Below are 18255 nucleotides of genomic sequence, written 5' to 3'. Positions count from 1 at the left end.
CGAGGATGTACCCATGAGTTCTGAGCATGCCGTTCCTTACCCCGCCGGTCTCATCCTGGAGGGGCGGAGGGTGGTCGTCGTGGGTGGTGGCCGGGTGGCGCAAAGGCGCGTGCCGGCGCTGATCGCCGCGGGGGCGCGGGTCGAGGTCGTCTCGCCGTCGCTGACCCCTGCCCTGGAGGGGCTGCTCGGCTCGGGCGAGATCACCTGGCACCAGGCCCGCTTCTCGGCCGATGTGCTCGACGGCGCCTGGTACGTCATCGCCGCGACCCAGAACGCCGACGTCAACGAGGCGATCTCGGCCGCCGCCGAGGAGCGACGGATCTTCTGCGTACGCTCCGACGACGGCACGCAGGCCACCGCCTGGACCCCGGCGACCGGACAGGACGGCGACCTGACCATCGCCGTGCTGGCCAACCGTGACCCGCGGCGCTCGGCGGGCGTACGCGACCGGATCCTCGACGGGCTGCGCTCCGGTGACCTGATCGCTCCGCACGAGCGTCAGCGCGTGCCCGGAGTGACCCTGATCGGTGGCGGCCCGGGTGACCCCGGGCTGATCTCGGTCGCCGGCCGCAAGGCTCTGATGGAGGCTGACATCGTCGTCGCCGACCGGCTGGCGCCGCGAGAGCTGCTCTCCGAGCTGCCCGCCGACGTCGAGCTCGTCGACGTCGCCAAGCTCCCCCGAGGCCGCTCGGCCCAGCAGGAGGAGATCAACCGGATAATCGTCGAGGCTGCTCTGGCGGGGAAGGCGGTCGCACGCTTCAAGGGCGGCGACAACTTCATCTTCGGTCGTGGCTTCGAGGAGGTGCTCGCCTGCCGTGAAGCCGGCGTCCCGGTCCACGTCATCCCCGGTCTGACCTCGCCGGTGACGGTGCCCGGCGTCGCCGGGATCCCCGTGACCCACCGCGGCGTCGCGCACGAGTTCACCGTCATCTCCGGCCACGTCCCGCCGGGCGACCCCACCTCGCTGACCAACTGGTCCGCCGTCGCTCAGCTCGGTGGCACGCTGGTCCTCCTGATGGCCGTCCAGAACGCCCCCGCGATCGCGACCGCTCTTCTCGATGGCGGCCGCGAGCCCGGCACCCCCGTCGCGGTCATCTGCGACGGCACGATGCCCACGGAGCGTACGGTCCTGGCGACCCTCGAGACCCTCGAGAAGACCCTGGCCGACCAGAACGTCCAGCCCCCGGCGATCATTGTCGTCGGCGAGGTCGTCCGCGTCGCCCACCCGGACTTCTTCTAGGCCTGGTCGGGTCGGCGCGCCGTCGACTCGTTGCCATGAGTGATCTCCTACGGTCGTCTCATGAGCCTTGTGCTGTGCCAGCGCGGTGAACCGTCGTGTGATGATCGCAGTTGTGCGATGATCGCGTGGATGCGATCATGAGCATGGAGGTCGAGCTTCATGACGAGGTCGTGAAGTGGCTGGATGCTCTGAGCGATGAGGAGTGGGGTCGAGCCGTGGTGATCGTGGATCGGTTGGCCGATCTCGGATTTCGCGCTCGGATGCCGCTCTCGCGGAGCCTGGGGGACGGCCTGTTCGAGTTGCGTTTCACCCTGGGGTCGACTGCTCGGAGGATCACCTACAGGTTCACGAACGATGCACGGATCATCCTTCTGACGACGTTCCACGAACAACGAGACAACGAGCGCGGCGAGGTGGCCAGGGCCCGCAAGGCAGCGGCCGAGTGTGCCCGGCGCTATCCCTAGGAGGACAACCATGGCGAACTACTCCCGCTGGTCCGAGGTTCGGGCCGAGCGTCCCGCCCCGTCCGAGGAGACGAGGGCCAGCGTCGAGCAGGATCTCGCCCTCGGGCAGTTGATCTACGACTTGCGTACGGAGGCAGGACTGAGTCAGCGCGAGCTGGCCTCGCGGATGGGTACGACGCAGTCGGTCATCTCCCGCCTCGAGGAGGGCGGAGGGGCGCGCAACCGGATCGACACCCTGGCGCGGGTCGCGACAGCGTTGGGCCGACACCTGGTCCTTTCCTTCCCCGAGGAAGTGCCGGGGGACATGAAGGACTCGGTGCAGGTCGCCTGACCATGGCTGAACTCATCGAGATCTCCGACCCCGCCGATCCTCGGCTCGCGGACTACCGCGACCTGCGCGACGTCGAGCTGCGCAAGTCCCTCGAGACGTCGGAAGGGCTGTTCCTGGCCGAGGGGGAGAAGGTCGTACGTCGGGCCGTCGCCGGTGGCTTCGAGCCGCGCTCGTTCCTGATGGCGCCGAAGTGGCTCGACGGGCTCGCCGACACGCTCGCCACGACGGATGCGCCGTGCTACGTGATGAGCGAGAAGGCGGCCGAGGAGGTGACCGGGTTCCATGTGCACCGCGGTGCGTTGGCGTCGCTGAAGCGTAGGCCGCTGCCGTCGGTCGAGTCGGTGCTCGAGGGCGCCCGTTCGGTCCTGGTGCTCGAGGACATCGTCGACCACACCAACGTCGGCGCGATCTTCCGGTCGGGCGCCGCGCTGGGGTTCGATGCCGTACTGCTTGCGCCGCGTTGCGCCGACCCGCTCTACCGCCGCTCGATCAAGGTCGCGATGGGCGCGGTCTTCGCGCTGCCGTGGACCCGCCTGCCGGACTGGTACGAAGCGCTACCCTCCCTCTCCGCTGCCGGCTTCACCACCGTCGCCCTGACCCTCGCCGACGACGCCGTCGACATCGAGAAGGCCGTCGAGGGAGTCGACAAGGTCGCTCTTGTCCTCGGCTCGGAGGGCCACGGCATCTCCCCACGCTGGCAGCAGGCGGCCGACCGCCGCGCCATCATCCCGATGTCCGCCGGCATCGACTCCCTCAACGTAGCCGCCGCCACCGCCGTCGCTTGCTACGTCACCGCCCGCCGCTAGCGCCGAGGCGTCAGCCGCGTCGGCCGAGCCGTCACGCACGTCGGCCGAGTTGGCACTGATGTGCCAACTCGGCCGACGGGGGTGACTTCTCCGCGCTTCGCGCGGTTACTCCCTCGCTCGGCGCGAGCGGACGAGTAAGCTCGCCGCTCGACCTCGCTCCGGACGTCTCGGCTAGATCTGCCACCAGACGGTGGTGTCGGCGGGGAGTTCCGCGGAGCCGTCGGTGACGGGCACGGGGCTCGAGGAGGAGAGGAGTACGCGGCCGGGGGCGGCGATGCGTACGGGCTCCTTGGTGGTGTTGACCGTGCAGGCGAAGCCGTCACGCTCGAACCAGAGGACACCGGCGGGGGCCTCGTCGTGCCAGGTCACCGCGTCGCCGGCGCCGAGGCCGGAGACCTCGCGACGGGTGCGGATGGCGGAGCGGTAGAGCTCGAGGGTCGAACCCTCGACACCCGCCTGGGCCTCGACGCTCAGGTCGCCCCACTCCGCCGGCTGCGGCAGCCAGGAGCCACCGTCGCCGAAGCCGTAGGACGAGCCCGACCGGGTCCACGGCAGCGGCACCCGGCAGCCGTCGCGGAAGCCGTCCTGGCCGTTGGCGCGGTGGAACGACGGGTCCTGGCGGACCTCGTCGGGCAGGTCGGTGACGTCGGGCAGGCCGAGCTCCTCGCCCTGGTAGACGTACGCCGATCCCGGAAGCGCGAGCATCAGCAAGGTGGCCGCGCGAGCCCGCCGCAGCCCGAGCTCACGATCGCCCGGCGTTCGGATCTGGGTCCCCGACCCCGGCGGGTTCGCGAACCGGGTGGCGTGCCGGGTGACGTCGTGGTTGGACAGCACCCAGGTCGCCGGAGCGCCGACCGGGCGCATCGCGTCCAGCGAGCTGTCGATGACCTTGCGCAGAGCAGCGGCGTCCCAGGCGGTGTCGAGGTACTCGAAGTTGAAAGCCTGGTGCAGCTCGTCAGGACGTACGTAGTTGGCCGACCGCGCCACCGTGGGCGTCCATGCCTCGGCGACGAAGATCCGGTCCGGGTAGTCCGCCAGGACCTGTCGCCAGGTGCGGTAGATCTCGTGGACGCCGTCCTGGTCGAAGAAGGGCATCACGTCGTTGCCGAGCAGGTGGAGCTGGTCGGCGTGGCCGATGGACGGCAGGCCCTCGGCCTTGACCAGGCCGTGGGCGACGTCGATGCGGAAGCCGTCGATGCCGAGGTCGAGCCAGAAGCGCAGGATGTCCAGGAACTCGGCGTGGACCTCTGGGGAGTTCCAGTTGAAGTCGGGCTGCTCGGGGGCGAAGAGGTGGAGGTACCACTCGCCGTCGGGCACCCGGGTCCAGGCGGGACCGCCGAAGATCGAGTCCCAGTCGTTGGGCGGCTCCTCGCCGTTCTCACCGCGTCCGGGCAGGAAGTGGTAGCGCGACCGCATCGGCGACCCCGGCCCCTCGGCGAGGGCCTGCTGGAACCACACGTGCTCCGAGGAGGAGTGGTTGGGGACGATGTCGGCGATGACCTTCAGCCCGAGCTCGTGCGCCGAGGAGATCAGCGCGCGAGCGTCGTCCAACGTCCCATACCGAGGATCGACAGAACGGTAGTCGGACACGTCGTAGCCCCCGTCGGCCTGCGGTGAGGCGTAGAACGGGCTCAGCCAGACCGCATCCACCCCCAGGTCGCGGAGGTAGGGGAGTCGGGACCGAATCCCGGGGAGGTCACCCGTGCCGTCGCCGTCGCTGTCGGCGAAGCTGCGTGGGTAGACCTGGTAGATGACGGCATCACGCCACCACTCGGAGGACATCAACAGAAAACCTTTCAGCCCTTGACGCCGCCGGCGGTCAGACCGGTGACGACGTGTCGTTGGACGAGATAGAAGAAGACGGTCACGGGGATGGCGATGAGGACAGCGGTGGCGGCCATCAGGTTCCACTGCGCGTCGTGCTCGCTGACGAAGCTCTGCAGCCCGACCGCGAAGGTGTACTTCGAGTCGTCGAGCAGGAACGTCGAGGCGAACGCGACCTCCGCGAAAGCGGTGATGAAGGCGTAGAACGCGGCCACCGCGAGACCCGGACGAGCCAGCGGCAGGATCAGCCGCCAGAACGTACCGAACGGGGTGAGTCCGTCGATCATGCCGGCCTCGTCGAGCTCGACCGGGATGGTGTCGAAGTAGCCCTTCAGCAGCCAGGAGCAGTAGGGGACGATCGTGGTGCAGTTGACCAGGATCAGGCCGAAGTGCGAGTCGACCAGGCGGAGCTGGGAGAAGATCTCGTACATCGGCACGATCAGCACCGCGATCGGGAACGCCTGCGTCAGCAGCAGGACCCACATCAGCGGCCGGTGGCCGGGGAACTTCATCCGGGAGACCGCGTAGCCGGTCGTCGCCGCCGACATCACGCCGAACAGGGTCGTGCCCCCGGCGACCACCAGCGTCGACCACAGCCAGTTGAAGAAGGCGGTGTTGGTCAGCACGAACGAGTAGTTGTCCAGCGTCGCCTTCGCGAAGATCCCGCCGGGGTGGAGGTAGTCGTCCTTGTCAGGTCCCAGGGACAGATAGACGAGCCAGACGATCGGGAACAGCGCGATCAGCGACGCCACCGTGAGCGTCACGTGCGTGCCCACCCGTGCGACCGGGCCGAGTTCTCCGCGGCGGCGCTGGTTCGTCCTGGGCGCGTTGAGGCTAGGCGAACTGGTCATTGCGTTTCAACCACCGGTAGTAGAAGGACGTGAAGACGATCAGGATCGCGAGCAGGAGCACGCCGTACGCCGCCGACATGGCGAAGTCGCGAGGCTGCTGCCCGAATCCGAGTCGATAGGCCCAGGTGACCAGGATCTGCGCGTCCGGCGCGGTGTTGCCGAAGAGCAGGAAGATGATCGCGAACTGGTTGAAGGTCCAGATCACACCGAGCAGGATGACGGTCGAGCTCACCGACGACAGCCCCGGCAGGGTGACGTGGCGGAACCGCTGCCAGGCGTTGGCGCCGTCGATCTCGGCCGCCTCGTAGAGGTTCTCGTCGATCGACTGCAGCCCGCCGAGCAGGGAGAGCATCATGAACGGCACGCCGCACCAGGTGTTGACCATGATCGCGGCCGTACGCTGCCAGGTCGGGTCCTCGAGCCAGCTCGGTGTGGCGAGACCGATCGTGTTGAGCATCGAGTTGATGACGCCCGCGTCCGCGAGCATGATCCGCCAGGCGAAGACGGTGACGAACGTCGGCACCGCCCAGGGCAGGATCAGCAGCAGCCGGTACGCCACGCGCCCGCGCAGCCGCTGGTTGAGCATCATCGCCAGCCCGAGGCCGATCACGTAGTGCAGGACGACGCAGGTGACGGTCCAGACGATGGTCCACACGAAGTGGGACCAGAAGCGGTCGTAGGCCGACGGGCCCCACAGGATCTCGGCGTAGTTGTCCAGACCGATGAACTTGTACGTCGCGTCGATCGTGTTGACGCCGATGGTGCGTGCCGAGTTGAGGCTGTTGGCGTCGGTCAGGGTCAGGTAGAAGCCGCGCAGGAGCGGGTAGCCGACGAGCACGCCGAGCACGATCACGACGGGCGCGACCATCGCGTAGGCGTACCAGTAGCGGCTGTAGGAGTCTCGCGCGCGCTGGAGGGGGCGGGGCGCCCGCCGCCGAGACCGCGGGGTCTCGGCGGCGGGCGCTGGTGCTGTCAGAGTCATCGGATGACGTGGTCTTCCTGGCTCAGGTTCACTTCGAGAAGTCGGGCAGCAGGTCGGCGAAGGCCGTCTCCAGCGTGGCCAGACCCTTGTCGAGGGTCTCGGCGCCGGAGGCGATCTTCGGCAGCTCCTGGTCCATCGGACCCCACAGCGAGGAGTACTCGGGCAGCTCGGGTCGCGGCTGGGCGGCCGGGAGTACCGTCTGGAAGCCGGCGATGCCCGGGTCGGCCTTGACCTCGTCGGTGTAGGCGTCGTCGCGGGTCGGCAGCGTGGAGTTCTTCAGGGCGATCTGGGCCTGGGTGTCGGCCGAGGTCATGAACTTCACGAACGCCGCCGAGGCCTCCTGGTGCGCCTCGTCCGAACCGGCGTAGATCGACAGGTTGTGACCGCCGGTCGGGGCGCCGGCCTCGCCGGTCGAGCCGGCCGGGACGGTGGCGATGCCGAGGTTGTTCTTGTCCTGGAACGCCGAGCCCTTGTAGAAGTTCGTGATCTCCCAGGGACCCTGGATGATCGCGGCGACCTTGCCGTTGACGAAGGCGTCCTGGATGTGGGCGTACGCGTCGGCGGTGGTGTCCGCCTTGTGCAGGCCCTCGCCGTCGAAGAGACCCTGCCAGGTGGTCAGGCCCTTCTTGGCCTCCGGGGAGGAGATGGTGATCTTCTTGGCCTCGGCGTCGACGGTGTCGGTGCCCTCGCCGTAGAGGAACGGCTGCGCGTAGTAGGCCGAGGTCGAGCCCCAGTAGCCGTCGACACCGGTCTTGGACTTGATCGTCGCGGCGTCGGCCTTGAGCTCGTCCCAGGTCTTCGGGGCCTCGGTGATGCCGGCCTTCTCGAAGAGCGCCTTGTTGTAGACCAGCGCGAGGGTGTCGGTGACGAACGGGACGCCGTAAGTCTTGCCGTCGAACTCGGCCTGCTTGATCAGGTTGGGCTGGAAGGCGTCCTTCTCCTCGAGCGCCTCGGTGTCGTCGAGGGGAGCGAGGAAGCCCTTCTGCGCGAACGCAGGCGTCCAGCCGACCTCGGCGCGCAGTACGTCGGGAGCGCCGCTGGCGCCGGCCGCGGTGTCGAACTTGTTCTGTGCCTGGTCGAAGGGCACGTTGACGTACTTGACCTTGATGTCCGGGTTGGCCTTCTCGAAGTCCTTGACGAGGGCCTGGTACGTCGGCGCCTCGTTGGTTGCGTTCGAGGTGTCCCACCACGTGATGGTGACCGGGCCGTCGCTGCTGTCGCCGCTGCCACCGCCACATGCCGTTGCCGCCAGGGCGAGCGATGCCGCCACTGCGGTGGCCACGATGCCACGTCGCATGAGTTCTCCTTCGATATGGGGCCGGGCGAGGAGTCCGCCCGGTGGTGTGACGAAGGTAACCCCGCGTCGAGGAGAATGTAAGAGCCTTTCAGCAAAAATTGCAAACTTGCTGAAAGTTCTTGCAGGCCGTGTAGGGAGGAGGCATGATGTGACCGTGCCCATAACACCAGCCTCTGCCCGTCTTGCTGACATCGCGGCCCATGCGGGCGTGAGTGAGGCGACGGTCAGTCGCGTCCTCAACGGCAAGCCCGGGGTCGCCGCGGCCACGCGGGAGGCGGTGCTGGCGGCGATCGACGTCCACGGCTACGAGCGCCCGGTGAAGCTGCGCCAGCGCAGCGAGGGGTTGGTCGGCCTGATCACGCCCGAGCTCGACAACCCGATCTTCCCCGCGCTCGCGCAGGTCATCGCGCAGGGGCTGACCCGGCAGGGCTACACCCCGGTGCTCGCCACGCAGACCCCCGGCGGCTCGACCGAGGACGAGCTCACCGAGATGCTCGTCGACCGCGGCGTCACCGGGATCATCTTCGTCTCCGGTCTGCACGCGGACACCACCGCCGACATGACGCGCTACGAGAAGCTGCGCGCCCAGGGCGTCCCGTACGTCCTCCTCGACGGGTTCACCCCCGACATCAAGGCGCCGTTCATCTCGCCCGACGACCGCGAGGCGATGCAGCTGGCGGTCACCCACCTCGCCACGCTCGGCCACTCCAAGATCGGCCTGGCCGTCGGCCCCCGCCGCTTCGTCCCGGTCCAGCGCAAGATCGAGGGCTTCGTGGCCACGATGGCCGACCGCTTCGGGCTGAGCGCCGAGGAGATCGAGAAGGGCCACATCCGCGACTCCCTCTTCACCCTCGAGGGCGGCCAGGCTGCTGCCTCCGCGCTCCTCGACGAAGGCTTCACCGCGATCGTCTGCGCGAGCGACATGATGGCGCTGGGCGCCATCCGTGCCGCCCGCTCGCGCGGCCTGCGGGTCCCCGAGGACGTCTCCGTGGTCGGCTACGACGACTCCCAGCTCATCGCCTTCACCGACCCGCCGCTGACCACCGTCCGCAAGCCGGTCCACGCGATGGGCCAGGCCGCCGTCCGCGCCATCCTCGACGAGATCGCCGGCACCGGAACGCCGCATTCGGAGTTCGTCTTCCACCCCGAGCTGGTCGTCCGCGGCTCCACCGCGTCCGGTCCGCGCGTCAACCCCTGACCGCCCGGAGCGGGCCGGCACGCGGCTGGCAGGATGGGCGCGTGACGATTGTGGCTGCTGCTGATGGTTCGGCGCTCGGGAACCCGGGGCCCGCGGGGTGGGGTTGGTATGTGGACGAGTCCACCTGGGCCTGTGGCGGGTGGCCGCACGGGACGAACAACCAGGGCGAGCTGACCGCGGTCCTCGACCTGTTGCGGCAGACGGCCCACACCGGCGAGCCGCTACTGGTCTACTGCGACTCCAAGTACGTCATCAACTCGGTCACCAAGTGGATGGCCGGCTGGAAGCGCAAGGGCTGGAAGAAGGCCGACGGCAAGCCCGTCCTCAACGTCGAGATCATGAAGGATCTCGACGCGGCGATGCAGGGCCGCAACGTCCGGTTCGAGTGGATCAAGGGTCACTCCGGGCACCCGCTCAACGAGGCTGCCGACAGGCTCGCCAACGGTGCCGCCCTAGCCTACCAGCAGGGCCGTACGCCGGACCCCGGTCCGGGTTTCGCGGGGGCCGTCGAGGCGCCCGCCGTCGCGCCCCAGGTCGCGCGGCCCGAGCCCGAGCCGGACGACCTGCTCGGCCTGCTGAGCGCGGAGCCGGCGACGAGCGAGAAGCCATTGGCGTACGCCTTCTCCGCCGACCAGAGCCGGATCGACCCCGACTGGGTGCACCGGATGCTCGCGCAGTCCTACTGGGCCAGCGACCGGACGCGGGAGGTGCAGGACGCGGCCAACAAGGGGTCCCGCTGCTACGGCGTCTACGACGCGGCCGGGAACCAGGTCGCCTTCGCCCGCGTGGTCAGCGACTTCGCCGCCTTCGCCTGGCTGTGCGACGTGATCGTCGACCCGGGCGCCCGCGGCCAGGGGATCGGCAAGCTGCTGATCGAGGGCATCCTCGCCGACCTCGAGCCCTACCGGATCCGCCGGACCCTGCTCGCCACCGAGGACGCCCACGAGCTCTACGTGAAGTACGGCTGGGAGCCGCTTGACGCGCCCGAGCGCTGGATGATCAGGCAGGGCTGAGCCCGGCATCCTTCTCGTCGGCGACGGCCTCGGGGGAGCGCCGACGTCCGACCGCGACGACGCCCCAGGCGACCAGGGTGAACGCAGCGGCGATCCCGACGACGTACGCGAAGACGACCCCGTAGCCGTGCAGGTGGTTGTTGAGGAACGGGTAGGGGTACCACCACGGGTCGCCGGTCAGAGGGCTGACGACGTGCTCGCCGCGGACCAGGGTGTAGATCGCCCACACGATCGGGAACGCGACGACGGCCCCGACAGCCCGCCACGGCAAGCGTCGGCGCGGGGGAGCGACCAAGAGGTCGATGATCAGGAACAACGGGCCGATGAGATGCAGGATCTCGTTGGCCCACGGGTGTGCGGCCGGAACGAGGCCGCGCAGCAGCAGGTTGTAGACCAGCCCGGTGATGGCCATGAACGTTGTCGCCGCCGCCATCAGCAGCGCCATCCAGGTCGGTTCCTGAGCGTCGCGGGTCAGCGCCCAGACCCCTGCGGCGATGAGCGCCGCAGCCGCGATGAGGTTCGACTCGATCGTGAAGTAGCTGAAGTAGTTCACCACCACCGTCGCCATGCTGGAGCCTTCCGCGGGCGTGGTGCTCATCGCTCCCCGGAACTCGGCCACCATCGCGGCGAGGATCAGTACGGCCATGGTGAGGCGCAGGATCGACCAGGTCTTCATCACTCGCTCACCGTAAAGCCACAGACCCATGATCGTGACGGTATTCGGAGTGAGCCGCGCCGTGTCCCGTGCTAGCGTCGTCGCGATCGTGATCCGACGGCAGGAGGTGAGACCCGTGTACGCAACGTCCACAGCGGGTGCTCCCCGCCAGCCACGATCGTGCGGCTGAGCCCGACTCAGGGCTGAGCCACCGGGAGCGCCTGCGGAACCTTCCGAAAGGCGACTCCCATGAACACGAGAACCCAGCCCCTCAGCGAGCGCGCACTCGTCCTCGGCGGTGGCGGATCGGCCGGCAATGCCTGGCTGATCGGTGTCATCGCCGGCCTCCACGACGGCGGCCTCGATGTGACCGAGGCAGATCTCATCATCGGCACCTCCGCCGGCGCGACGGCCGCGGCGCAGTTCGGCGGCGCGAGTCCGGCCGACCTGCTGGACGCCATCCTCTCGGCGCCGACTCCCCAGGCCACGTCAGGGCCGCGCGGCCCCATCTCCTCGGCTCACCTCGAGCGGACCGACGCCATCATCGCGGCATCAGCAGACCTGCCCGACATGCGGCGCCGGATCGGCGCGGACGCGATCGAGCTCGCCGAGGCCGCGGGCGCGGCCGGGCGGGAGCGCTGGCGCGAGACCGTCGCCGCCCGGCTGCCGAGCCCGCACTGGCCGGAGAGCAGGATCCTCCTCACCGTTGTGGACGCCGACACCGGTGAACCCGTCGAGCTCGACCGCAACAGTGGCGTCGACCTGGTCGACGCCGTCGCCGCGAGCTGCGCGGGAGGCCCGGCGTACGCGATCGGCGGGCGTCGCTACATCGACGGTGGCTACCGGCGCTCGAGCGAGAACGCCGACCTGGCGGTGGGGTGTGGGAGGGTGCTCGTGCTGTCGCCGCTGGGTGGCCGGACTCGGCATCCGGCCGGTTGGCGCAGCGATCTCTCCGCACAGGTCGACGAGCTGCGCATGGGCGGCAGCAGGGTGGAGACGATCCTCCCTGACGCCGACTCGAGAGAGGCCTTCGGTGACAACATGATGAACCCGGCCACGCGACCGCCCGCGGCTCGGGCGGGCCATCGCCAGGGGCTTCGCCTTGCCGAGAAGTTCGCCGGGTTCTGGGGGCGATGAGGCCAGCCGCGGCGTACGTTCTTTCCGAGGATCTGTCGAAAGTGGCTGGACCCGTTCGTGGAGCGAGTAAGGGGTGGCGACGAGCGCTGCCCGAAACAGGAGGTTGTAGATGACCAAGTATCTGATCTCGTTCCGCGACGAAGCGGTGGACTACCGCGACGAGGACGTGGCAGACATCGCCGAAGCATCCTCGGCGATGACCCGCGAGGCCATCGCGGCGGGCGTGTTCGTCTTCGGCGGTGGGATCAAGGGCGGTCTCGAGGACGCCTGGACCGTCGACGAGGCCGGCGTGGTCACCGACGGTCCCTACCCGGAGAGCAAGGAGCACCTCGGCGGCTTCATCATCGTCGACGTCGACACCCTCGAGGATGCGCTGAAGTGGGCGGGGAAGTGTGCCGCGGCATGCCGAGCCACCATGCAGGTCCGCGAGCTTCTCTCCGGGGCCGAGGCGCGTTGACCACGACCGGAGTCGTCGGCGGCGGGATCGTCGGGCTGGCGGTGGCGCGGGAGATCCTGCGCCGCCGCCCGGCCGGGACGGTGATCGTCTTCGAGATGGAGGACAGGCTCGGCGCCCACCAGACCGGCCACAACTCGGGCGTCGTCCACGCCGGGATCTACTACCGCCCCGGCAGCCTCAAGGCGCAGCTCTGCACGCGCGGCCGTGACCTGCTCAAGGACTTCGCCGCCGAGCACCAGGTCCCGTTCGAGGAGTGCGGAAAGCTCGTCGTCGCGGTCGACGAGTCAGAGATGGGGCGCTTCGACGCGCTGGAGAAGACGGCGACGGAGAACGGCGTGCCGGGCCTGCGACGAGTCGGCCCCGAGGAGATCACGGAGATCGAGCCGTACGCGGCGGGGTTGGCCGCCCTCCACTCCCCGAGAACGGCGATCATCGACTACGTCGCCGTCGCCGAGGGGCTGGGCCGGAGCGTGACGGAAGCCGGGGGAGAGGTACGCCTCGGCGAGGAGGTGACCGGCATCCACCGCGTCACGGGCGGGATCGAGGTCGAGACGCCCGCCGGCCGGACCCGGGTCGACCACCTGGTCGTCTGCGGTGGCCTGGAGTCCGACCGGCTCGGTGAGCTGACCGGCGGCCCGAAGGCGCCCCGGATCGTCCCGTTCCGCGGTGAGTACATGCAGGTCAGTGCCGCGAAGCAGGATCTCGTCCGTGGCATGGTCTATCCGGTCCCCGACCCGCGCTACCCGTTCCTCGGGGTGCACTTCACCCGCCGGGTGAGCGGTGGTCTCGAGGTCGGTCCCAACGCCTTCCTGGCGCTCAGTCGCCGGCGCTACGGTCGGACGTCGCTGACCCCGCGCGACCTCGTCGACACGCTGGCGTGGCCGGGGTTCTGGCGGTTCGCCGCAGAGCACTGGCGCACCGGAATCACCGAGCTTCGCGGCGTACTGTCGAAGCAGGCCTACATGCGCGAGGCCCAGCGCTACGTGCCGGAGATCGGCGCGGGGGACGTCACCCGCGCGGGGCTGGGGCTGCGGGCCCAGGCCGTCGAGCGCGACGGGTCATTGGTCGACGACTTCGTCATCCACCATGCCGACGGCATCACCTCGGTGCGCAACGCGCCGAGCCCGGCCGCGACCTCCAGCCTCGCCATCGCCGAGTACGTCGTGGACCGGATGTCCTAGCTCGCGAACAAGAGCCTTCACGGGCGCTGTGTGCCGCGGAGCACCTCCGCGAGCTGGGACATCACGTCCTCGTCGCGTCTGTAGTGGATCCACTTGCCGATGCGCGTGGACCGGACGAGACCGGCGCGCTCCAGCGTTGCCATGTACGACGAGACCGTTGATTGGGCCAGCCCTGACTTGGCCTGCAGATGGCTGACGCAGACCCCGACCTCGTCCCGATCAGCGATCGGCTCCCACTGCGAGAACTCGCCATGCGGGTCCCGCAGCCAGTCCATGATCTGCAACCGCGCGGGGTGCGCCAGAGCCTTCAGCCCCTCGACCGCCTCCAGAGGGCTGATGTTCCCTGGGTCTGTTGCGTGTGAATTAGCCACGGTCTCCTCCTCCTCGCATCTACGCACCATCATATCTCGATGTGACGCTTTGAGTCCCGCGCTCTCGACAGCATGCATTTACATATCGCGATGTAACGATATGATCGGAACCTGCTCACGCTCGGTGCAGGGCGCGGCCGGCGCTGCTGTTGGCTGCCCGCACGGCATCGGGCCCACAAGAGAAGGAAGCACGATGTCTGATGCCAGAAAGCCGTTGATCGTCGTCGCGGGTGCGACCAGCAAGCAGGGAAGGAGCGTTGTCGCCTCCCTGCTCGACAGCGGGCGGTTTCGGGTGCGAGCCCTGACCAGAGCAGCCGACTCTGCCCAGGCCCGGAACCTCGCGAGAATGGGCGCACAGATCGTCACGGTTCCCCTGGAACCGGGACATCAGCGCGAGCTCGTGCGGGCATTCGGATCGGCTGACGGGGCCTTCCTCATGACGCCACCGGTTGCGCCGCCATCCAACGATGAGTTCCCCCTCGGATGCCAGCTCGCCGATGCTGCGGTCGAGGCAGGTGTGGGGCACCTCGTCTTCAGTGCACTCGAGAACGTCGACGAGAGGTCATCGGGCACCAAGTACGCCCCGCACTTCACTGACAAGGCGCTCGTCACCGAGCACATTCGGACCCTGCCGATCGGGCACACCTTCGTCATGCTCTCGTTCTTCTACACCAACGCGCTGGAGTACTACGCTCCTCGCATCGAAGGCGACAGCGTGCACATGCCCTTCTATCTCCCTGAAGACTTCCGCGCCCCGTTCGTGGACCCGCTCACCGCGACCGGACCTGCCGTCCTGGAGGTGTTGTCGAATCCGGACGCCTACCTCGGGGCCGCGCTGCCCGTGGTCGGTGATGTCATCTCCCCCAGGGAGATGGTCGACGCGTTCTCCCGTGTCACCGGCCTCAAGGCCGAGTACCGCAGCGCCTACTCTCGGGAGGGCCTGCTGACCTGTTTCCCCGAGCTCGGAGAGAACCCTCTGCTGGTTGACGAGATCCTCGGGATGGCCGAGTACGCAGTGGAGTTCGGATACTTCGGCAATGACCGCGACATGGAGTGGAGTCGACGTATCGATCCCGGCGCGCTGAGCTGGGAGCAGTTTCTCCGTAGGTCAGGTTGGCGCGGCGAGCGGATCTCCTTCGGGGGTCAGGCTGTGGAGTCTCCCGCGACAGGCCACTCGGCGGGGTAGTCCTTGGCCAGGCGGTCGTGCTCCTTGGTGAGCTTCTTGCGCGCCTTGGCGGAGATGCGGTCGCCGAAGACGGTGCCGTTGGTGTGGTCGGTCTCGTGCTGGAGACACCGGGCCAGCAGGCCGTTGCCCTCGAAGTGGACCGGCTCCCCGTCGAGGCCGAGACCGTCGACGGCGGCCCAGTCGGGCCGGGCGCAGTCCACGAAGGCGCCGGGGAAGGAGAGGCAGCCCTCCAGATCGACGTCGAGCTGGCGGTCATCTCCCTCGGGCAGGGTCAGGACCGGGTTGCAGACGATGCCGACGGTGCGCTGCCCGGTGGCATCGGGGCAGTCGAAGACGAAGATCGCGACGTCCTCGCCGATCTGGTCGGCGGCCAGGCCCACACCCTCGGCGGCGTACATCGTCGCGACCATGTCGGCGGCCAGCTCGGCCAGCGCCGCGTCGAAGACCTCGACCTTCTTCTTGGGCCGGTGCATGACCGGGGTGCCCCAGCGCGTCATCGGACGCACCTTCCCGCCCTCGGGCAGGGCGCCGTGGGGCGCGATCGGAGGAGCGGATTCGAGCGAGGAGTCGGCCATGTGCCAAGCCTATAAATAAGTCGTGCGTGGTTTGTTACCGCCATCACCCCCCGAAGTGTAGACCGCGTTGTAACTCCCAGTTACAGTTCTACCCATGAGTATCCTCCAAGGCCTACGTGGCGGGATCGCGAACGGCGTCCCGTCCGGCGAGTCGCGTGATCCGATCGGGTTCGCCGTGGCCGGTCTGCGCAAGCTCTCGCAGAGCCCTGCGCTCGACCGGCTCGGTGTCCGCAAGCAGACCGAGCAGGTCGTCTTCACGGTGACCCGCAGCGGGTTCAAGACGATCGCGGCGACCAGCCGGGCGTTCAAGAAGAAGGGCAAGCGGGGCGTCCCGGGCGTACGCGTGCCCAACGCCATCCCCCAGGGCGTTTTCGACCTGACCCCGAGCGAGGACGAGCAGATGCTCGTCGACGTGGTCACCGAGTTCGCCGCCGAGGTCGTACGTCCGGCCGCGGCCGAGGCCGATGAAGCCTGCGCCGCGCCGGAAGAGCTGCTCAAGTCGAGCCTTGAGATCGGGCTGCCGATCCTGGGTGTCCCCGAGGAGCTCGGCGGCATCTCCGAGACCCGTTCTGCGGTCGCCGGCACCCTGGTCGCCGAGGCGCTCGCCAAGGGCGACCTCGGTCTGGCCGTCGCCGCCCTCGCGCCTGGTTCGGTCGCGACCGCCCTGGGCCTGTGGGGCACCGACGAGCAGCAGCAGACCTACCTGCCGGCGTTCACCGAGGGGTCGGTTCCGGCCGCGGCCTTCGCCCTCAACGAGGACAAGGTCCTCTTCGACGTGCTCTCCCCGTCGACCACGGCCACCCGGACCGCCGACGGATTCGTCATCAACGGCGCCAAGTCGCTGGTCGCCCGCGGTGCCGAGGCCGAGCTCTTCGTGGTCGGTGCCGCCCTCGATGGCAAGCCGGTGCTGTTCCTCATCGAGTCCTCGACCGACGGTCTGAGCATCGAGTCCGAGCCGGCGATGGGCGTACGCGCCGCCTCGCTGACGAAGCTGACCCTGACCGACGTGAAGGTCCCGGCAGCGGCGGTCCTCGGCGAGACCGACGGCTCGACCTACACCGAGGCCGTACGCCTCTCCCGCCTCGCCTGGTGCGCGCTGTCGATCGGGGTCGGCCAGGCCGTCCTCGACTACGTGACGCCCTACGTCAAGGAGCGCGAGGCCTTCGGCGAGCCGATCGCCCACCGCCAGTCGGTGGCGTTCATGGTCGCCAACATCGCGATCGAGCTGCAGGCGATGCGCCTGGTGACCTACAAGGCCGCCAGCCGGGTGGCCCAGGGCATCGACGCGACCCGCGAGATCGCGCTGGCTCGCAAGCTGTGTGCCGACAAGGGCATGCAGATCGGCCTCGACGGCGTCCAGCTGCTCGGTGGCCACGGCTTCGTCAAGGAGCACCCGGTGGAGCGGTGGTACCGCGACCTGCGTGCGATCGGGATCATGGAAGGCACGGTGCTGGTCTGATGGCCATCAATCTGGAAGACCCCAAGAAGCTCAAGCCGTTGCGCGAGCAGGTGCACCAGGTCGCGATGAACATGCTGCGACCGATCTCGCGCAAGTACGACAAGGCCGAGCACGAGTACCCCACCGAGCTCGACATGCTCGCCGCCATGGCCGACGGTCTGGCCGAGTCCGGGCAGGGTGAGGGCGCGGGCGCCACCGGCGTACGCCGCGACTCCAAGCCCGACGACGGCAAGGTCAAGAACGGCGCCAACATGTCCTCGGTCCTCTCCGTCAACGAGATGTGCTGGGGCGACGTCGGCCTCACGCTCGCGATGCCGCGTCAGGGCCTGGGCAACTCGGCCATCGCCTCGGTCGCCAACGACGAGCAGCACGAGCGCTTCGACGGCGTCTGGGCTGCGATGGCGATCACCGAGCCCGGCACCGGCTCGGACTCGGCCAACATCAAGACGACCGCCACGCTCGACGGCGACCACTACGTGCTCAACGGCGAGAAGATCTTCGTCACCTCCGGTGACCGTGCCGATGCGGTCGTGGTGTGGGCGACGCTCGACAAGGAGCTCGGCAAGGCGGCGATCAAGTCGTTCGTGGTCGAGAAGGGCACGCCGGGGATGAAGGTCGAGCGTCTCGAGCACAAGCTCGGGATCAAGGCCTCGGACACGGCCACGATCATCTTCACCGACTGCCGGGTGCCTGCGGAGAACCTTCTCGGCAGCCCGGAGATCAACGTCAAGGAGGGCTTCGCCGGTGCGATGGCCACCTTCGACAACACCCGTCCTCTGGTCGCCTCGATGGCGGTCGGCTGCGCCCGCGCGGCCCTCGACTACACCCGGGACCTGCTCGAGAAGGCCGGCGTCGAGATCGACTACGACCGGCCGGCTCACCTGCAGTCGGCGGCCGCGGCGAAGTTCATTCAGCTCGAGTCGGACTACGAGGGCGCCTATCTCCTCATGCTCCAGGCGGCCTGGATGGCCGACAACCGCCAGCCCAACTCCAAGGAAGCCTCGATGGCCAAGGCCAAGGCCGGCCGGATGGGGTCCGACGTGACGCTGTCCTGCGTCGAGCTGGCCGGCACCATCGGCTACTCCGAGGGTGAGCTGCTGGAGAAGTGGGCCCGCGACTCGAAGATCCTCGACATCTTCGAGGGCACCCAGCAGATCCAGCAGCTGATCGTGGCGCGACGGGTCCTCGGGCTCTCGTCGGCGGAGCTCAAGTAGGTCAGTAGGGTTCG

19 protein-coding genes are annotated in these 18255 nt (G+C 68.7%); 12 read left to right on the top strand and 7 right to left on the bottom strand.

The features are described 5' to 3' along the window. The first annotated feature begins 13 nt into the window (after positions 1-13). The 4 genes from cobA (at position 14) to OG801_RS02655 (ending at position 2841) form a co-directional block, all read left to right on the top strand. Positions 14-1240, top strand: coding sequence for a uroporphyrinogen-III C-methyltransferase (gene cobA, locus OG801_RS02670; RefSeq protein ID WP_406033468.1), 1227 nt, complete (start codon positions 14-16; stop codon positions 1238-1240). A gap of 137 nt (positions 1241-1377) precedes the next feature. Continuing rightward, positions 1378-1704: a type II toxin-antitoxin system RelE/ParE family toxin gene (locus OG801_RS02665; RefSeq protein WP_406033466.1), complete on the top strand. Its 327-nt coding sequence runs from the start codon at positions 1378-1380 to the stop codon at positions 1702-1704. A gap of 10 nt (positions 1705-1714) precedes the next feature. Further along, the gene (locus OG801_RS02660; protein ID WP_406033464.1) at positions 1715-2035 is read left to right on the top strand and encodes a helix-turn-helix domain-containing protein; all 321 of its coding nucleotides are present in this window, start codon (positions 1715-1717) and stop codon (positions 2033-2035) included. Between the two features lie 2 nt (positions 2036-2037). Continuing rightward, positions 2038-2841 carry a TrmH family RNA methyltransferase gene (locus OG801_RS02655; RefSeq protein WP_406033462.1) on the top strand — a complete coding sequence of 268 codons (804 nt, stop codon included), beginning with the start codon at positions 2038-2040 and terminating at the stop codon, positions 2839-2841. A gap of 171 nt (positions 2842-3012) precedes the next feature. Here OG801_RS02655 and OG801_RS02650 read toward each other — a convergent pair whose 3' ends face one another. Genes OG801_RS02650 through OG801_RS02635 form a run of 4 tightly spaced genes read right to left on the bottom strand, consistent with a single transcriptional unit; the run spans position 3013 to position 7795 of the window. After that, positions 3013-4623: an alpha-amylase family glycosyl hydrolase gene (locus tag OG801_RS02650; protein WP_406033460.1), complete on the bottom strand. Its 1611-nt coding sequence runs from the start codon at positions 4621-4623 to the stop codon at positions 3013-3015. A 14-nt stretch (positions 4624-4637) separates the two neighbouring features. Continuing rightward, positions 4638-5516: a carbohydrate ABC transporter permease gene (locus tag OG801_RS02645; protein ID WP_355022153.1), complete on the bottom strand. Its 879-nt coding sequence runs from the start codon at positions 5514-5516 to the stop codon at positions 4638-4640. Beyond that, positions 5500-6498, bottom strand: a complete 999-nt coding sequence (locus OG801_RS02640; protein WP_406033458.1) for a carbohydrate ABC transporter permease — start codon at positions 6496-6498, stop codon at positions 5500-5502. Before OG801_RS02640 ends, OG801_RS02645 begins: the two co-directional genes overlap by 17 nt. A 28-nt stretch (positions 6499-6526) precedes the next feature. Further along, positions 6527-7795: an extracellular solute-binding protein gene (locus tag OG801_RS02635; RefSeq protein ID WP_406033456.1), complete on the bottom strand. Its 1269-nt coding sequence runs from the start codon at positions 7793-7795 to the stop codon at positions 6527-6529. A gap of 208 nt (positions 7796-8003) precedes the next feature. On the opposite strand from OG801_RS02635, the gene OG801_RS02630 reads away from it, so the two are divergent. Together OG801_RS02630 and OG801_RS02625 are read left to right on the top strand one after the other, a co-directional pair. Next, positions 8004-8993 (top strand): LacI family DNA-binding transcriptional regulator, encoded by a 990-nt coding sequence (locus OG801_RS02630; protein ID WP_406033454.1) that lies wholly within the window; start codon positions 8004-8006, stop codon positions 8991-8993. A gap of 41 nt (positions 8994-9034) precedes the next feature. Further along, a complete protein-coding gene (locus OG801_RS02625) occupies positions 9035-10006 on the top strand; it encodes a GNAT family N-acetyltransferase (protein WP_406033452.1) in 972 nt (323 codons plus the stop codon). On the opposite strand, the gene OG801_RS02620 is transcribed toward OG801_RS02625, so the two are convergent. Beyond that, positions 9993-10712 (bottom strand): Pr6Pr family membrane protein, encoded by a 720-nt coding sequence (locus OG801_RS02620; RefSeq protein ID WP_406033450.1) that lies wholly within the window; start codon positions 10710-10712, stop codon positions 9993-9995. The two genes, OG801_RS02625 and OG801_RS02620, sit on opposite strands and share 14 nt — an antisense overlap. Before the next feature lie 198 nt (positions 10713-10910). Between OG801_RS02620 and OG801_RS02615 the strand changes: the two genes are divergently transcribed. The 3 genes from OG801_RS02615 to lhgO all read left to right on the top strand — a co-directional run bounded on the left by OG801_RS02615 (position 10911) and on the right by lhgO (position 13436). After that, positions 10911-11798: a patatin-like phospholipase family protein gene (locus OG801_RS02615; protein WP_406033448.1), complete on the top strand. Its 888-nt coding sequence runs from the start codon at positions 10911-10913 to the stop codon at positions 11796-11798. A 109-nt stretch (positions 11799-11907) separates the two neighbouring features. Then, the gene (locus tag OG801_RS02610) at positions 11908-12255 is read left to right on the top strand and encodes a YciI family protein (protein ID WP_406033446.1); all 348 of its coding nucleotides are present in this window, start codon (positions 11908-11910) and stop codon (positions 12253-12255) included. Continuing rightward, positions 12252-13436 (top strand): L-2-hydroxyglutarate oxidase, encoded by a 1185-nt coding sequence (gene lhgO, locus OG801_RS02605; RefSeq protein WP_406033444.1) that lies wholly within the window; start codon positions 12252-12254, stop codon positions 13434-13436. The genes OG801_RS02610 and lhgO overlap by 4 nt, the downstream gene beginning before the upstream one ends. Positions 13437-13453: 17 nt before the next feature. Here the strand turns inward: lhgO and OG801_RS02600 are convergent, their stop codons facing one another. Further along, complete coding sequence (locus tag OG801_RS02600; protein ID WP_406033443.1) at positions 13454-13807, bottom strand: ArsR/SmtB family transcription factor; 354 nt, start codon at positions 13805-13807, stop codon at positions 13454-13456. A 193-nt stretch (positions 13808-14000) separates the two neighbouring features. On the opposite strand from OG801_RS02600, the gene OG801_RS02595 reads away from it, so the two are divergent. After that, positions 14001-14993: an NmrA/HSCARG family protein gene (locus OG801_RS02595; protein WP_406033441.1), complete on the top strand. Its 993-nt coding sequence runs from the start codon at positions 14001-14003 to the stop codon at positions 14991-14993. Here the strand turns inward: OG801_RS02595 and def are convergent. Then, complete coding sequence (def, locus tag OG801_RS02590; RefSeq protein ID WP_406033439.1) at positions 14951-15568, bottom strand: peptide deformylase; 618 nt, start codon at positions 15566-15568, stop codon at positions 14951-14953. The two genes, OG801_RS02595 and def, sit on opposite strands and share 43 nt — an antisense overlap. A 94-nt stretch (positions 15569-15662) precedes the next feature. Here def and OG801_RS02585 point away from each other — a divergent pair, with 94 nt between their 5' ends. Continuing rightward, positions 15663-17027, top strand: coding sequence for an acyl-CoA dehydrogenase family protein (locus OG801_RS02585; protein ID WP_406033437.1), 1365 nt, complete (start codon positions 15663-15665; stop codon positions 17025-17027). Next, entirely contained in the window at positions 17027-18241 is a 1215-nt protein-coding gene (locus OG801_RS02580; protein ID WP_355020206.1) for an acyl-CoA dehydrogenase family protein, read from the top strand. Before OG801_RS02585 ends, OG801_RS02580 begins: the two co-directional genes overlap by 1 nt. Positions 18242-18255: the final 14 nt, after the last annotated feature.

It is taken from the genome of Nocardioides sp. NBC_00163 (assembly GCF_045206295.1).
Classification (GTDB): domain Bacteria; phylum Actinomycetota; class Actinomycetes; order Propionibacteriales; family Nocardioidaceae; genus Nocardioides.
Note: the sequence above shows the minus strand (reverse complement) of the source record. Positions and strands in the feature narration are given on the sequence as shown.

Excerpts from the sequence above, each read along its gene's own strand:
- OG801_RS02645 (WP_355022153.1), bottom strand. The coding sequence starts at position 5,516 with ATGACCAGTTCGCCTAGCCTCAACGCGCCCAGGACGAACCAGCGCCGC.
- OG801_RS02615 (WP_406033448.1), top strand. The coding sequence starts at position 10,911 with ATGAACACGAGAACCCAGCCCCTCAGCGAGCGCGCACTCGTCCTCGGC.
- OG801_RS02580 (WP_355020206.1), top strand. The coding sequence starts at position 17,027 with ATGGCCATCAATCTGGAAGACCCCAAGAAGCTCAAGCCGTTGCGCGAG.
- OG801_RS02665 (WP_406033466.1), top strand. The coding sequence starts at position 1,378 with ATGAGCATGGAGGTCGAGCTTCATGACGAGGTCGTGAAGTGGCTGGAT.
- OG801_RS02655 (WP_406033462.1), top strand. The coding sequence starts at position 2,038 with ATGGCTGAACTCATCGAGATCTCCGACCCCGCCGATCCTCGGCTCGCG.
- OG801_RS02650 (WP_406033460.1), bottom strand. The coding sequence starts at position 4,623 with ATGTCCTCCGAGTGGTGGCGTGATGCCGTCATCTACCAGGTCTACCCA.
- cobA (WP_406033468.1), top strand. The coding sequence starts at position 14 with ATGAGTTCTGAGCATGCCGTTCCTTACCCCGCCGGTCTCATCCTGGAG.
- OG801_RS02640 (WP_406033458.1), bottom strand. The coding sequence starts at position 6,498 with ATGACTCTGACAGCACCAGCGCCCGCCGCCGAGACCCCGCGGTCTCGG.
- OG801_RS02610 (WP_406033446.1), top strand. The coding sequence starts at position 11,908 with ATGACCAAGTATCTGATCTCGTTCCGCGACGAAGCGGTGGACTACCGC.
- OG801_RS02620 (WP_406033450.1), bottom strand. The coding sequence starts at position 10,712 with ATGGGTCTGTGGCTTTACGGTGAGCGAGTGATGAAGACCTGGTCGATC.
- OG801_RS02660 (WP_406033464.1), top strand. The coding sequence starts at position 1,715 with ATGGCGAACTACTCCCGCTGGTCCGAGGTTCGGGCCGAGCGTCCCGCC.
- def (WP_406033439.1), bottom strand. The coding sequence starts at position 15,568 with ATGGCCGACTCCTCGCTCGAATCCGCTCCTCCGATCGCGCCCCACGGC.
- OG801_RS02585 (WP_406033437.1), top strand. The coding sequence starts at position 15,663 with ATGAGTATCCTCCAAGGCCTACGTGGCGGGATCGCGAACGGCGTCCCG.
- OG801_RS02595 (WP_406033441.1), top strand. The coding sequence starts at position 14,001 with ATGTCTGATGCCAGAAAGCCGTTGATCGTCGTCGCGGGTGCGACCAGC.
- OG801_RS02635 (WP_406033456.1), bottom strand. The coding sequence starts at position 7,795 with ATGCGACGTGGCATCGTGGCCACCGCAGTGGCGGCATCGCTCGCCCTG.